Below are 14,593 nucleotides of genomic sequence, written 5' to 3' on the forward strand. Positions count from 1 at the left end.
TTATAAGGGGGCTTTTTGTTATATTTATGGATATAGATTTTAATATGAGAAAAAAAGACAACCCATACATAAGAAAGACAGCGAATAATTTACTTACAAATCAATTGAGAAAGTTGTTTTTTGATAATGATATGAATTTAAAGGAAAATCCATCTACTGCTGATGAAGATATGGGAATTGATTATTTTTTTGAGGTTTTTGATGATTGTAATTCAAAGGAAACTAAGCATTTATTTTTCTTATATAATCAAAATAAGGGAACGGAAAATCTAAGGATTATTAAAACTAAGAATGATGAGAATTTTGGAAAAATTGCTTTTTCATTATCAATTAGACATGTTGAATATTTTTATTATGAGCTAGATGAAAGATTGTTATTTACAATATGTGATATTAAAAATGATAAAGTTTATTGGTATGATATTCAAAATGACCATTTATTAGCTGAAAGAATTATTGAACAAAAAAATAAATCAATAAACTCCATAATAATATATATACCTCTAGAAAATATTTTAAATGAAATAACTTTTCCTACATTATTAAAGAATCTTAATTACGCAAAATATAATCAAACAAGAAAAAAAGATAATTTTAGCAATGCTACAGCCGACTACTCTGAAACTGAACAAGTTAATATAAAAAATATTTCAGATAAAATTCTGTATACAATAAATTTATTTGAAGGCATAAAAGTTCTTCCTGAAAATGTGATTTGTCAATTACATCCTTTTAAAGGATCCCAAGGAAGAACTAATATTTTTGAATCAACTTTTGAAACAGATAATGAAGATTTTTTTGAGTTTATGAATTCAATTTTTTTTGAAAATAATGATTTAAAGATTTTAAATGATCCAGACACAAATAGTACAAAGCTAAGAGAGATAATTGATTTTTTTCAAGTTAATGAAATATACCATATAAGATGGTCTGGAAAAAAGATGAAAAAGCAAATTTGTGTTCATAAGTTATTCCATTATTCAGAATGTGATTGTGAAAGATGTAATTTAGAGCGATTGAATCTTGTAAGAACTCAAAAACTTTTAAGAATTGATAAAGATGATACGGTTAACGCTCTTTTAAGAAAGGGTTATACCCATTATTTGTTAGGAAATTATATTGATGCTTATAAGGTGTTTTTTAGAATATATAAAGAGGCTAACAAAAAGCAAACTCCAGTTAATTATACAATTTCTAAATATAATCTAATTAAACTTAGAGGGTTTATTAGTTCATTTTATTATGAAGAAAATAGGAATGAAATTCTTAAAGAATTGGAAAAAATTAGATTTGAGAATGATGAAAGATTTATAAAAGAGCATGCTCCATATTTTGTAGACATATATAAAAATATTAAAGAACAGAAGTTTTATGATAATGTAATATCTAAAATTGACGAAAGTTTCTTGAAAATACAAAAATTTTATTATAAAGATAATAATGGAGGTAGTGGGTCTAATAATGCATACTATAAGTTAGAATCTTCCTTTTTAAGGTTTAATTCTTATATACATAATAACTTTATTATTTTTAATTACTACCAAGAATATACAGATTTATCAAAAAAAATTTTAGAAAGTTTATTGATACTTCATACGTTAAAAAACTCACAAACAGAAAAATATGAATTATTTGATTGGTATATTTTAGAAATTTGGATTTTCCATATAGAAGAGGAGCACATATCTTATCTATTAAAAAAATATGAAATTACTAATCTAAGAGTTAACCATAATATTTTAGATAGATTAGAATTATTAATAAATAATTTGTTTGATTCATATTCTGAATTTTCCAAACATTCAAGTATTTTCAGACCAATTAGGTTAGGTAAAATAATTAATAATATTATTGTTATTTTAAGTTTAATCAATGTTGACAACAACGAAAAAGAGAATTTAGTTTTAAAAATTCTAAGCAATTCTGATAAACTAAAAGAGTATAACTTGATACCTTTTGATGGGTTATATTTTTATGCAATGAAAAAAGAGACTTGTGTTAATAAGAAAACCTTAGAAAAGATATTTAATATTTTTATGTTAAATAATCAAAGATATAATTATATAGCTGTTCTGGAAAAATATTTTGAATTATGTGATGAAAATGAGATTGAAAAAATACTAAAAAGTATTTTCAAGATAAATGATTTTTTAGATATCAATACTGAAAATGAATATTTTGAAGATTTATTATATTCCTTTTCTCTTTTAAGTAAAGATAGTAAAGAAAAGTTGAAAAATAAATTTGATGATATCTTATCAGAAAATTTTGATTTTTCATTGTATACAGATTTATTACTATATGATTTAATTGATTTAGATAGAACAAAGTTTGATAACTATTTATCTTATATAGTAGACATGTCAGAATTTGATGAGAAAAGATTTCCTTTTCATTCATTTCAAAACTTAAATTTATATAATATTATGAGTGTTGTTTTTAAGTATGGATTAGAAGTGAATGAGGTAATAAAGTTTCAAATAAATAAGGTATATTATAAAGAAAAAGATTATTTTGAATGGTTGATGGATATTGATAATTTTGATTATTCAAAGTTTGATTCATACTGGATTCTTAGAAGTAGAACAAAATATTATAAAGAAAGATTTAGAAAATCAAGTAGATTAAAAGAGGAATTAGTAAAATCATTAAAAGATAATTATATTGAAGGCGTAGCTAAAATGTATTTTAGAGAACTTATTTAGCGAACAAATTTAGTTGCTATTAAAACTTTTCCCCAAGTCAAAAAAAATCCCGATTTTTGCACTCCTCCAATAAACCCATGTTCATGAAATTATGTATTGCCGAGAAACCCAGTGTTGCCAGAGATATTGCTAAAGTATTGGGCGCTACCATGCCTAAACAAGGCTATATGGAAGGAAACGGCTATTGCGTAACATGGACGTTCGGACACCTTTGCACCCTGAAAGAACCTCACGATTACGGTCCACAGTTCAAATCCTGGAATCTTTTTTCACTACCCATTATTCCCAATAGTTTTGGAATCAAACTAATCCCGAATAAAGGTGTTGAAAATCAGTTTAAAGTCATTGAAAGATTAGTGGAAGAATGTGATGAGGTCATTAACTGCGGGGATGCCGGGCAAGAGGGAGAACTCATTCAGCGCTGGGTATTGCAGAAGGCAAAATGCAACAAACCGATCCAGCGTTTATGGATTTCTTCCTTGACGGAAGATGCTATTAAAGAAGGCTTTGCGAGTTTAAAGCCTGCGGAAGATTACAAGAATCTGTATCTGGCCGGAAATGCCAGAGCCATAGGAGATTGGTTATTGGGAATTAATGCCACTAGGCTGTTTACCAAGAAATTTGGAGGGAATAAAGCTGTCCTTTCCATTGGAAGAGTGCAAACTCCCACATTAGCAATGCTGGTACAGCGTCAGAAAGAAATTGATGCTTTTACCACAGAAGAATATTGGGAACTCAAAACCAAATATCGTGACGTAATTTTCAATGCAGCGATCGACCGTTTAAAAACGTTGGAGCGTGCTGAAAAAGGACTGGAATACCTTAAAGTAAATCCATTTGAAATCGTTTCTTTCGAAATTAAAGAAGGAAAAGAAAAAAATCCACGACTTTTCGATTTGACCGGACTTCAGGTGGAAGCCAATAAAAAATACGGATATTCAGCAGAAAATACCTTAAATTATATTCAAAGTCTTTATGAAAAGAAGCACGTAACCTACCCCCGTGTAGATACCACTTACCTATCCGAAAGTTTGTATCCGAAAATAACAGGAATTCTTCAGAAAATGTATCCTTACCAGGATCTGATTGCTCCATTACTGGAAGCTCCGATTCCGAAATCAAAAGCTGTTTTCGACGATGCTAAAGTAACTGATCACCATGCCATTATTCCTACAGAAATTCCACCTTCTCAGAATTTGAGCAGGGAAGAGAAACTGATTTATGATCTGATTGCCAAACGTTTTATTGCTGTATTCTATCCGGAATGTAAAATTTCCAATACTTTGGTAGAAGGAAAAGTAGGAACCATTCCTTTCAAAACCAGTGGAAGACAGGTTCTTGAAGCGGGATGGAGAGCTGTTTACGCTAAAGAGCCTAAAGAAGAAACCACCGATAAGGAAAAAGAAAAAGAGGAAGAACAAACCATTCCTGAATTTATTGTGGGAGAAACCGGACCGCACGATCCAATGATCCACCAGGGAAAAACGACCCCTCCCAAACCTTACACAGAAGCAACACTGCTGAGAGCGATGGAAACCGCCGGAAAACAGGTTGAAGATGAAGAACTACGAGAAATGCTGAAGAACAACGGGATCGGAAGACCCTCCACCCGTGCCAACATCATTGAAACCCTTTTCAAAAGAAAATACATCGAGAAGAAAAGAAAAAATCTGATCGCTACCCAAACCGGAATCCAGCTGATTGACACCATTGAAGATGAGCTGTTAAAAAGCCCTGAGCTTACCGGAGAATGGGAATCTAAACTTCGTAAAATTGAAAAAGGAGAATATGAAGCCAATCTTTTCAAAGAAGAACTTATTCAGATGGTTACAGAACTGACGGAGAAAGTGGTGTACGGAAAAGGAAAAGTGATTACCCTTCAGGAAGAGGAAAAAGAAGAAGTAAAGGAGAAGAAAAAAGAGAACCTGCCCAGAAAAAAGAATTGCAGTCCTGGGAAGAAACAAAATGCCCGAAATGTAAAGAACATAACCTTATCAAAGGGAAAACTGCCGTTGGCTGCTCCGATTTCAAAAACTGTGGCTTTAAAATTACTTTCGAAATTTTTGGTAAAAAATTATCAGATAAACAGCTTTTAGATCTTGTATTAAAAGGGAAAACATCAAAATTAAAAGGTTTTTCCACCCACCCGGAAGCTATCATAGAAGGTGTTTTGTCTTTGAGTGATGACTTTCAGACTCAGCTTAGCTAAAGCAATTTTGACATTACCTATTTTTATCTAAGATATTCCCTCCCTTGAAGAGGTGGCGAAAATTCAAAGAATTTTTGACGGAGTGGTCTTACACGTAAAATCATCAAGAGCAAAAAATTAGCTTAGCACTGTATAAATCTGCGGGTAAAAGATTCTCAAAAATCTATTTCTCCTTTGAAGCGAGGCGTTTTCTGATCGTACTTACAAATTCTTTTGAAACCCCAAGATAAGAAGCAATATAGTATTGTGCTACTCTTTGCGGGATTGAAGGATATACTTTAATAAACTCAAGGTATCGGTCTGATGCGGTTTTGGAAATCGTATTGACCAATCGGCTCTGCAGGGTTGCCAGATTCCTTTGAACGAGCATTCTGAAAACTCTTTCGAATTTAGGAATCTTCTGCAGTAATTTTTCTTTCGTTGATGGATTCAACATATAGATTTCCGAATCTTCCAGGGTTTCAATATAAACCTTCGAAGGTTTTTGTTCCTGAAATGAGGCAATATCACTGATCCACCAGTCTTCGATAGCAAACAACAGCGTTACTTCAGAACCATTATCATCCAAACAATACATTCTCACACATCCTTTGTGAATATACCCTTCAAACTGGCAGATTTCTCCTTCTCTGAGTAAAACTGTTTTCTTTGGAAACAACTGGCAGGCAAGCAGATCTGTAAAAAAAATTTCTTCTTCAGAGGTGATTGAGACAAATCTTGTAATGTTTTTGATGATATTTTCGAACATAATGCAGCATTTATCCCTGCAAATTAGGAAAAAGACTGTAAACTTCATTCTTTAAAAGTCCACTTCCACCCCCATAATGGTCGATCACTTTAACATCTTTATCCAGACCAAAGCAAAATTCTTTGATATTTTTTTCAAAATCATCTTCCAACCCTGAACTTAAAAGGACAATATCCACCTCATTTTCTTTTATATATTCATAGCAGAAATTTTCATCACCTTGTATTTCTGCAGTCCAGCCTTCATTATTTTCTATAATTCTTTTTAAGGTATCCAAAATTTCCTGATTCTTTCCAATGACTAAAAAATGTAATGTTTTCATATTGTTGAAGGTTTAAAATTCAAGGTTCAATGTTCAGGGTTTAATGTTTATTTTGTTTACGTAAAGGATAAAATGACGATCGGGATTCCTGCGGAATGACAATGTGGGTGAATAAATAAAAATGTGTAATTTGTCTATTCCATAGGAATCTACACTCTTACAATATCAAACCTTCCTACTCTAAAGCTCTCCAACTCGTATCCCCCGAAACTCGAAACCTCACTCCCCGCACCCACTCTCAAACTCTCTTACCCTCTTACCCTCAAACTAGAACCTCTTCTACAAATGCTTATTTCCCGTAATTTTCAATTCGTTTAAATCCAGCTGTGATTCTGCTTTTCGGATCTCATCATCACTGAAGAGCTTTTCACGTTTCATTGTAAACAATTCTTTTCGTTGTAAAGCAAATATATCCAGCATCACTTTATGATATTCTGCCATATCGTTTTGCCTGTTGGTGCACATTTCAATAGAGCTTAAATGATTCTGGTGAAGTTTGATATCACTTTCCAGCGCTTTTTTAAGATTCTCCAGCAGACCATTGCTGTTTACGGCTTCATTGTATTCATTATCAAGTTTATGGACGGCAAGCTTATCCAGTCTCATCTGAATTCCGGCCTGCTGTTCATGGGAAGGAAGAATAGCATCAATCTCTCCTATTTTGGTTAATTTAATAATTAAAGGCAAGGTGAGTCCCTGAAAAACCAATGTGATAAAAATGACTACAAAGGTGATAAAAATAATCAGGTTTCTCATAGGAAATTCGGCTTGACTATTCATCATTACGGGTATTGACAAGGCTGTTGCCAGAGAAACAACTCCCCTCATTCCAGCCCAGCCTATAATCAAAGGATTTTTCCATCCCGGACTTGGATCACGGCGGGCCTTTTCACTGAACCATCTTGGGAGATGAGCTACAGGATAAATCCATAAAAGACGTACTGCAATAACGATCAAACTTATAGTTAAACCATATTTAATTCCTTCCATTAAAGAAATATCGCCTAATCCATTGATGATATCCGGAAGTTCAAGACCAATTAATACAAAGACTAAAGCATTCATCACAAAAATCAGCGTATTCCAGACTCCTGTCATATTGATTCTCGTGGTTCCTGTTTTAAAAATTTCATGAGCACGGAAAGACATAAATAATCCTCCACTTACAACCGCCATCACCCCAGAAAAATGAAAATGTTCTGCTGAAAGAAACAAAATATAAGGAGTCATTACAGTAAGTGCTGCATCAATTGCGGGTGTAGTGGGCAAAAAACGGTGAATAGCATAAAAAATATGAGCCCCTGCAATTCCTATAACAACACCCATTCCCGCTACCAGAAAAAACTGTCCGGTGGCTTCATGCATTGAGAAAGCGCCTGTCATTACTGCAGCCAGAGCAAATCTGAAAACAATCAGTGAAGAGGCATCATTAATCAGACTTTCTCCTTCCAGAATGGCAATCGTACGTTTAGGAACTTTTAATCCTTTTAAAACCGTTGTGGCGGCCACTGCATCCGGTGGCGAGACAATTCCACCCAATAAAAACCCTAATGCCAGCGTAAATCCGGGAATCAGCATTTGTGAAGTATAAGCAACTACCAAAGAAGTCAGAAATACCAATCCAAAAGCCAGCAGACTAATGGGACGTTTCCATTTCCAGAAATCATTCCATGAGGTATACCAAGCTGCTTCGTATAAAAGTGGCGGTAAAAAAATCATAAATATAATTTCCGGATCCAGTTTTAAAACAGGAACTCCGGGAATAAGACTGATTCCTAATCCGGCAAGAACCAGAAAGATAGGATAAGCAATTTTGATCCGCTGTGCCAGCATGACCAGCAGCATAACGAGTAATAAAAGGCCCAGGATTAAAAGGAGTTGTTCGTGCATGTTTTTTTAGAAGTTAGATTTTTTTTCTGGTTTTAGGTTTTGGCTAAAGCCCACCGCTATTGAATGCTAATTTATGATTGGGTTAGATTCCTACGGAATGACAGTTATTACGCTTTATCTATCCGTATACTTTGTTACTCCGTAGGAATCTCCACTTTACTTAAACACCTAAAGGATTATTAAAAATTATAAATACATTCAAAATTAAAATACTTATTTAAATATCACAGAATTAGCTATTTCAATTTCTTCCTCGTTAATAGAATGTCCGAAATTGGCATATACTTTCTCCGTTACATCCGCATTCATTTCTCTTAAAATATTGGCTGTAGCGTATACTCTTTCTATGGGAACATGAAAATCAGGGTTGCTGGTTCCCAAGAAAACTGGAGTTCCGGCAAAATCACCTTTATAGTTTTCACGGTTAATCTTCTCTCCTATCACTCCTCCAATAATGGCAGCTGCACCGCCAAACTTCTGAGCATTTCGGGTTAAAAATTCAAGGGTAAGACAAGCGCCCTGAGAGAATCCGAAAAAGTAGATATTTTCAGGTTTAATTCCAGCTTTTACAGCGGCATTCACTGTTTCTTCAACCATTTCAAGGGCTGATGATAACCATGGTTCGTTTTGTTCTACCGGAGCTATAAATGAAAAAGGATACCAGGTATGATTCAATGCCTGTGGAGCCAGTAATGCATATTCTTTTACATTCAGGTGCTGGGATAAACTCAGAATATCCTGAGCGCTTCCTCCACGTCCATGAACCATGATCAAAGCTTTTTCTGCCTGATTCAATGGTATTCCTGCTGTTTTTATATTTAAAATATGACTCATTATTTTTATCTGAATTTTTCTGTTGGATAATTGATTTTGGGAAGAACTTCTTTCAAACGTTCTCTTCTTTTCTCAAACTGCAGCGGCAATTGCAAATCTTCCCCTAAAAATGCAGCTTCTTCATCTACATCGAATCCGGGACCTGAAGTTGCAATTTCAAACAAAACACCTCCAGGCTCTTTAAAATATACGGAAGTAAAATATTTTCTGTCTTTCACTTCTGTATGTTCCAGTCCGTATGCATTTAATCTTTTTACCATTTCAAGCTGGGATTCGGCATCGGGAGTAGCAAACGCTACATGATGAACAGTACCTCTTCCGGCTAATCCTTTCAAAGCATTTGGAGTAGAAAGCAGATCTACATATTTCCCCGGCATATCTTCTGCTCCCAATCTCAGCCTGTCCGGACTTTCTCTGATTACTTTATGATCCATCTGAGTCGTCAGAAGTGCTGCTGTTCTTTCATAAGCATCCTGCCAGATTTCTACATGATGAATTCCTTTAATGGCATAATCTTTAGGAATATAGCCGTTGTAATATCCTTTTCTTTCGTCTTTATCATTAAAAACCAATTCCAGCCCCAGCCCATCAAAATCTTCAAGATAAATGAAAACTTCCTCAGAAAGTCTTTGCTGCGGTTGTTTAAAAGGAATATTAAACTGTTCCAGGCGGTTCATCCAATAGTCAAGAGCTTCCATAGAAACCGAAAAAGCAGTAGTATTGAGCATTCCTTTACCGTGTCTTCCATTGATCAAATCTTTACCATAAGGAAAAGTAGTCATAATGGTTCCAGGTGTTCCGTATTCGTCACCGAAATAAAAATGATAAACATCTGAATAATCAAAATTGACCGTTTTTTTAACTAACCGAAGTCCTAAAACGCCTGTATAGAAGTCAATATTTTCCTGTGCATTGCCGGTAATTGCCGTAACGTGATGCAATCCTGTAATAAGTTTCATTATGTTGAAATTGTTAATTGGTTATTATGATACATGTGAAATTTAGAAATACGGGATGTGAGTTGATAACTTCGAGAGTAGCTTTATACATCTTTTGTCTTTCCCTTCTGTTTGTAGCTCGGAACTCTCAAACCCTCTTACCCTTCGACTCTCAAACTCCCTACAGCACCTCTTTCAACCATACATCATTATATTCTTCCGGATGGCGTTTGAACTGTGCATGAACGTAAGGACACAGCGGAACAATTTTCAAATCATTTTCTCTTGCGTAGGAAACCAGCCTTTCCAGTAAAATTTTTGCAAAACCTTTTCCTTCATATTCCGGGTTTACTTCGGTATGGTATACGGTCAGTTTTTGTCCAATCACTGAGATGTCCATTTTACCGGCTTTTTGATCGTCCGAGAAAAGCTGAATTTCTCCTTTTCTTCCTTCTAAAACTATTTCTGTTCTTTCCATTTTCTTTGTTTTTAAATCTTAATTCAAAATTAGCATCTTTATAAGAGTTGACCGATGATCTATGATAAGTTCGGAAGTACGCCTTCTATTTTCTCACGCATTCCTTCATATTGAACGGGAAGTTTCAGGTTGGTTCCCAATTCATTTAAAGGTTCATCCACAGTGAATCCCGGATTATCGGTTGCTATTTCAAACAAAACGCCTCCAGGCTCACGGAAATACAGTGAATAGAAGTAATCTCTGTTGATCTTCGGAGTAATGCTTAGTCCTGCTGATAGAGCTTTCTCACGATATTCCATCAAAACATTGTCATCTTTCACTCTGAAGGCAATATGATGATTGGTTCCTGCGGCATTTCTTCCTGCTGGAATGGTATCATTTTCAATAATATCAACAATATTAGCCGTATCAATGGCATCAGTTGCCAATCTGTATCTTTCTCCCTCTTGTTTCTGTAAATCATATCCTAAAATATCGGTCAGAACTTTGATGGTTGGATCTGCTTTTTTTAAGGTTAAAGTGACATTATGAAAGCCTCTTAATGCATTTTCATCTTTGATATCATCTGTTGTCCATACTTTTCTGTTATCTTCACCGGATGGCTCTATCAACTGTAACTGAAGTCCGTCCGGATCTTTAAAAGAAATCATTTTTTCTCCAAAGATTTCGCCCTCTTCTGTAGCTACATGTAAGCTTTGTAAATGATTTTCCAGAATTCAAGACTTCCTTTGGGTACTGAATATCCAATATGAGTAGCCATACCACTTCCATTATTCCCCTTTCCTATTCCTTCCCATGGAAAGAACGTAAGAATGGTTCCCGGAGTTCCGTTTTCATTCCCGAAATAGAAGTGATACGTTCCCGGATCATCAAAATTTACGGTTTTCTTTACCAGTCTTACTCCTAAAACTTTGGTATAAAAATCCAAATTCCTTTTGGCATTGTCTGCAATAGCAGTAATATGATGCAGACCTAAAATTCTATTGTCCATGTCTTTTAATTTTGATGCTAAATTACAGTGAACGAAAATCCTGTGCATTTAACTAGTTTAATAAATAGAAAAAGGTCCAATGATCTTGTCTCTTTGATCTGATAATAATAATTTGATTTAAAATTCACAGATTTGATGGGAGTTCCGGCAATAAACAAATTAAGGTTTATAAATAATCTACAAAATAAAAATGCATCAGAATAAATTTCTATCTATTTTATTTTTAACAATATAAAAATTATATAATTCTCATAAATATCAATTTATATTACATTTTTAATAATGAAAAATAAATGACATTTTCTATATTTTTAAAACAACAGAAACTAAAACTGCTTCTGAAAATAATAAAATCCTTCAAACAAACTAACAACAAGACATTGAAATACAACACATTAAATCATTAACAATAAATTAATATTTAAAATGTCTACTTTTTTAGTGGACTAATAAAAATTAAATTATATATTTGCAAACGTATTCAGGAAATAGAACAAAATGAAGGCAGAATTAAACAATAATTCAATTAAGAAACATACCATCAAAAACATGATGAAGGATATGTGTATGCCTATACATCAAGAATACTGTGGTTGACCTTACTTTTATTTAGATATATTTTAAAGGCTTTACCACGCGGTAGAGCCTTTTTTCATTGAATACAACAACATTAAAAAAATAAAAATGAGCAATTCTAAAAACAAATGGTTGATTCCATTGGCGTTTACAAACATCTATGTGATATGGGGAATTACGTTTTTAGCTATTTCATTTGGCTTAAAAGGTTTTCCGCCATTCATTCTTTCGGGGTTAAGATTTCTGGTTGCCGGAATTCTGATGATAGGATATCTTCTTTCCAAGGGGGAAAAAGCAAATTCTCTGATCAACTGGAAGAAAAATGCCATTACCGGGATTCTTATTCTTACCGGAGGTACCGGGCTGGTGGCCTGGGGAGAACAGTATGTAACAGCTTCCGAAGCAGCAATCTCTATTGCAACAGGACCGTTCTGGTTCATTGCTATTGATAAAAAGAACTGGAAATATTATTTTTCGGATAAATTTATTCCGATAGGATTGGTGATTGGTTTTGTAGGATTGGTAATGTTTTTAAAAGGAAGTGTAAATTCGAATGCTCATGCAATGGCTGACGGAAGCCTGCGTATTACTGCATTTATAGTTTTGGGATTAAGCTCTATTGCCTGGGTACTGGGTTCTTTATATTCAAAGAAAAATCCGGCTTCTCAATCTACGTTTATGAATATTGCGCAACAGCTTATAGTAGCGGGATTAGCCTCTTTTATTATTGCTTTTTTCAGAAAAGAATGGACTGGCTTTTCAGTTTCTGCTGTTCCGTTATCAGCATGGTTTGGGGTTCTATTTTTGATCTTCTTTGGATCGATAGTCGCTTATTTGTCGTACATTTGGCTTCTGTCCGTAAAACCCGCTGCCTTGGTAAGCACCCATACCTACATCAATCCTATTGTAACAGTGATTGCAGGCTGGATTATTGCCAACCAAAGCATCAATGGAGGTCAGCTGTATGGTTTATTCATCATATTGCTGGGAGTACTTCTAACCAATGTCACCAAGTATTTCAGACTTTCAAAACGGTCAAAGGTCAAAATCAGAAGAGTTAAGAGATTTTTAAACAGAACAGGCAGAGGATACCAGCCTATTTAATTTAAATAGTATATAGAAACAGAATGATAGAAATCAAAAACATTTCAAAAACATTTCATCAGAAAAAGCAGTCTTTCAAAGCACTGGATAAGGTGAGTCTTACTATAGATAAAGGAGATATCGTAGGAATCATAGGATTTTCGGGAGCAGGAAAAAGTACCCTGATCCGTACTGTAAATCTATTGGAAAGACCGGATGAAGGACAGATTATTATTAATGGAAAAGATTTTACCAAGCTTAGCTCTAAACAGCTGGCTGACGAACGCAAAAAAATCGGAATGATCTTCCAGCATTTCAATCTTCTTTCTTCAAGAACTGTTTTTGATAATGTAGCGCTTCCTCTGGAACTAGACAATACCAGCAAAGACGAAATCAACAGAAAAGTAAATGAATTGCTGAAAATCGTAGGACTTGAAGATAAAGCCAACGATTACCCTAAAAGCCTTTCAGGAGGGCAGAAACAAAGAGTAGCTATTGCCAGAGCATTAGCCAATAATCCTCACCTTCTGCTTTGTGATGAAGCCACCAGTGCGCTGGATCCGGCTACCACACAATCTATTCTGCAGCTTTTAAGAGATATTAATCAGAGGCTGGGAATTACCATCCTTTTAATTACCCACGAAATGGAAGTCATCAAAGCAGTCTGCAACCACGTTGCTGTGATCGACAAAGGAAAATTATTAACAAAAGGAACTGTAAGCGAGATTATTTCGGACAAAGAGAACCCGATCATCCGCCAGTTCATCAATTCAGACATCATGACCCTGCCACAGGAATTTATTAACAGACTTCAGAAAGAACCCAAAGATGGTTTATTTCCGCTTGTCGAAATAGAACTTAACGAAAACATAAGTGTTGAACAAATTCTTTCAGCACTTTACAACCAATATAAAATCCCTTATAAATTGTTAAAGGCAGACGTAGAGTATTTTGGAGATTCCAATTTCGGTAAACTACTTTTGCAGCTTCAGGGTGAAGCCGAAGAAAACCAACAGGCGATCTATTATTTCAATCAAAATAAAATTCAAAATACAGTAAAAGGATATGCTTAGTGATACGGTAATTGCCCTTTTGGCAAAAGGAACCTGGGAAACGGTTTACATGACATTTTTATCCGGATTTTTTGGATTTGTATTGGGACTTCCGGTTGGGATTATGCTGTTTTTAACCAGAAAAGATCAACTGTTGGAAAATGCTTTGTATCATAGAGGTCTTTCTATTTTGGTTAATATTTTCCGAGCAATTCCCTTCATTATTTTAATTGTATGGATGATTCCTTTTACAAGAGTTTTAGCAGGGACTTCTATTGGAGTGAATGCAGCTTTGGTTCCTCTAAGTGTGGGAGCTGCTCCGTTTATTGCAAGACTTGTAGAGAACAGCCTTATTGAGGTTCCTCATGGTCTCATAGAAACGGCAAGAGCACTGGGAGCTTCTCCGTTACAGATTATAAGAAAAGTATTGCTGCCTGAGGCACTTCCTTCATTAATCAACAATGCTACTATCACTTTGATTACTCTGGTAGGTTACTCTGCAATGGGTGGTGCTGTAGGAGCAGGAGGACTTGGACAGGTAGGTTACCAATATGGATATATCGGGTATGATATTGTTATTATGAATACCGTTTTAATTTTGCTTGTTCTTTTGGTTTTCATCATCCAGTTTATGGGCGACAGATTGTCAAAAAGATTTGATCACAGGTAGTTTTGAGTTGGAGAGAAAATGAGTTGGAGAGTTTGAGCAGGTTAGAGTTCACTCATCCTTCATTTTTTACCTCAATATCATTTAAAATAAAAAATAG

Annotated in this window: 14 protein-coding genes; 6 read left to right on the top strand and 8 right to left on the bottom strand. The window is 34.5% G+C overall.

What is annotated here, in order from left to right; translation table 11 throughout:
- The first annotated feature begins 44 nt into the window (after positions 1 to 44).
- The 3 genes from CLU97_RS13520 (at position 45) to CLU97_RS24375 (ending at position 4,914) form a co-directional block, all read left to right on the top strand.
- The gene (locus CLU97_RS13520) at positions 45 to 2,705 is read left to right on the top strand and encodes a DUF4365 domain-containing protein (protein WP_183084569.1); all 2,661 of its coding nucleotides are present in this window, start codon (positions 45 to 47) and stop codon (positions 2,703 to 2,705) included.
- A gap of 83 nt (positions 2,706 to 2,788) precedes the next feature.
- Positions 2,789 to 4,801 (top strand): DNA topoisomerase 3, encoded by a 2,013-nt coding sequence (locus CLU97_RS13525; protein WP_228437705.1) that lies wholly within the window; start codon positions 2,789 to 2,791, stop codon positions 4,799 to 4,801.
- Positions 4,765 to 4,914 carry a hypothetical protein gene (locus tag CLU97_RS24375; RefSeq protein WP_410493426.1) on the top strand — a complete coding sequence of 50 codons (150 nt, stop codon included), beginning with the start codon at positions 4,765 to 4,767 and terminating at the stop codon, positions 4,912 to 4,914. Before CLU97_RS13525 ends, CLU97_RS24375 begins: the two co-directional genes overlap by 37 nt.
- A 163-nt stretch (positions 4,915 to 5,077) precedes the next feature.
- Here CLU97_RS24375 and CLU97_RS13530 read toward each other — a convergent pair whose 3' ends face one another.
- The 8 genes from CLU97_RS13530 to CLU97_RS24060 form a co-directional block, all read right to left on the bottom strand.
- Complete coding sequence (locus tag CLU97_RS13530; RefSeq protein ID WP_121488396.1) at positions 5,078 to 5,662, bottom strand: Crp/Fnr family transcriptional regulator; 585 nt, start codon at positions 5,660 to 5,662, stop codon at positions 5,078 to 5,080.
- 10 nt (positions 5,663 to 5,672) lie between these two features.
- On the bottom strand, positions 5,673 to 5,984 hold the full coding sequence (locus CLU97_RS13535; protein ID WP_121488397.1) for a hypothetical protein: 312 nt from the start codon (positions 5,982 to 5,984) through the stop codon (positions 5,673 to 5,675).
- A 279-nt stretch (positions 5,985 to 6,263) separates the two neighbouring features.
- A complete protein-coding gene (locus tag CLU97_RS13540; protein WP_121488398.1) occupies positions 6,264 to 7,874 on the bottom strand; it encodes a Na+/H+ antiporter in 1,611 nt (536 codons plus the stop codon).
- 213 nt (positions 7,875 to 8,087) lie between these two features.
- A complete protein-coding gene (locus CLU97_RS13545; protein ID WP_121488399.1) occupies positions 8,088 to 8,708 on the bottom strand; it encodes an alpha/beta hydrolase in 621 nt (206 codons plus the stop codon).
- A gap of 5 nt (positions 8,709 to 8,713) precedes the next feature.
- Entirely contained in the window at positions 8,714 to 9,667 is a 954-nt protein-coding gene (locus CLU97_RS13550; RefSeq protein WP_121488400.1) for a ring-cleaving dioxygenase, read from the bottom strand.
- 160 nt (positions 9,668 to 9,827) lie between these two features.
- Positions 9,828 to 10,124, bottom strand: coding sequence for a GNAT family N-acetyltransferase (locus tag CLU97_RS13555; protein ID WP_121488401.1), 297 nt, complete (start codon positions 10,122 to 10,124; stop codon positions 9,828 to 9,830).
- 59 nt (positions 10,125 to 10,183) lie between these two features.
- A complete protein-coding gene (locus CLU97_RS24055; protein ID WP_228437707.1) occupies positions 10,184 to 10,774 on the bottom strand; it encodes a VOC family protein in 591 nt (196 codons plus the stop codon).
- Between the two features lie 32 nt (positions 10,775 to 10,806).
- A complete protein-coding gene (locus CLU97_RS24060; RefSeq protein WP_228437709.1) occupies positions 10,807 to 11,115 on the bottom strand; it encodes a VOC family protein in 309 nt (102 codons plus the stop codon).
- Between the two features lie 684 nt (positions 11,116 to 11,799).
- On the opposite strand from CLU97_RS24060, the gene CLU97_RS13565 reads away from it, so the two are divergent.
- The 3 genes from CLU97_RS13565 to metI are packed head-to-tail and all read left to right on the top strand — an operon-like array spanning position 11,800 to position 14,496.
- Positions 11,800 to 12,795, top strand: coding sequence for an EamA family transporter (locus CLU97_RS13565; RefSeq protein WP_121488402.1), 996 nt, complete (start codon positions 11,800 to 11,802; stop codon positions 12,793 to 12,795).
- A 23-nt stretch (positions 12,796 to 12,818) separates the two neighbouring features.
- On the top strand, positions 12,819 to 13,847 hold the full coding sequence (locus tag CLU97_RS13570) for a methionine ABC transporter ATP-binding protein (RefSeq protein ID WP_121488403.1): 1,029 nt from the start codon (positions 12,819 to 12,821) through the stop codon (positions 13,845 to 13,847).
- Complete coding sequence (metI, locus tag CLU97_RS13575) at positions 13,840 to 14,496, top strand: methionine ABC transporter permease MetI (RefSeq protein WP_121488404.1); 657 nt, start codon at positions 13,840 to 13,842, stop codon at positions 14,494 to 14,496. Before CLU97_RS13570 ends, metI begins: the two co-directional genes overlap by 8 nt.
- Positions 14,497 to 14,593: the final 97 nt, after the last annotated feature.

Source organism: Chryseobacterium sp. 7 (assembly GCF_003663845.1).
Classification (GTDB): Bacteria; Bacteroidota; Bacteroidia; order Flavobacteriales; family Weeksellaceae; genus Chryseobacterium.

Coding starts and splice junctions, on each gene's coding strand:
- CLU97_RS13520 (WP_183084569.1), top strand. CDS start 45: ATGAGAAAAAAAGACAACCCATACATAAGAAAGACAGCGAATAATTTA.
- CLU97_RS13525 (WP_228437705.1), top strand. CDS start 2,789: ATGAAATTATGTATTGCCGAGAAACCCAGTGTTGCCAGAGATATTGCT.
- CLU97_RS13530 (WP_121488396.1), bottom strand. CDS start 5,662: ATGTTCGAAAATATCATCAAAAACATTACAAGATTTGTCTCAATCACC.
- CLU97_RS13535 (WP_121488397.1), bottom strand. CDS start 5,984: ATGAAAACATTACATTTTTTAGTCATTGGAAAGAATCAGGAAATTTTG.
- CLU97_RS13540 (WP_121488398.1), bottom strand. CDS start 7,874: ATGCACGAACAACTCCTTTTAATCCTGGGCCTTTTATTACTCGTTATG.
- CLU97_RS13545 (WP_121488399.1), bottom strand. CDS start 8,708: ATGAGTCATATTTTAAATATAAAAACAGCAGGAATACCATTGAATCAG.
- CLU97_RS13550 (WP_121488400.1), bottom strand. CDS start 9,667: ATGAAACTTATTACAGGATTGCATCACGTTACGGCAATTACCGGCAAT.
- CLU97_RS13555 (WP_121488401.1), bottom strand. CDS start 10,124: ATGGAAAGAACAGAAATAGTTTTAGAAGGAAGAAAAGGAGAAATTCAG.
- CLU97_RS24055 (WP_228437707.1), bottom strand. CDS start 10,774: ATGATTTCTTTTAAAGATCCGGACGGACTTCAGTTACAGTTGATAGAG.
- CLU97_RS24060 (WP_228437709.1), bottom strand. CDS start 11,115: ATGGACAATAGAATTTTAGGTCTGCATCATATTACTGCTATTGCAGAC.
- CLU97_RS13565 (WP_121488402.1), top strand. CDS start 11,800: ATGAGCAATTCTAAAAACAAATGGTTGATTCCATTGGCGTTTACAAAC.
- CLU97_RS13570 (WP_121488403.1), top strand. CDS start 12,819: ATGATAGAAATCAAAAACATTTCAAAAACATTTCATCAGAAAAAGCAG.
- metI (WP_121488404.1), top strand. CDS start 13,840: ATGCTTAGTGATACGGTAATTGCCCTTTTGGCAAAAGGAACCTGGGAA.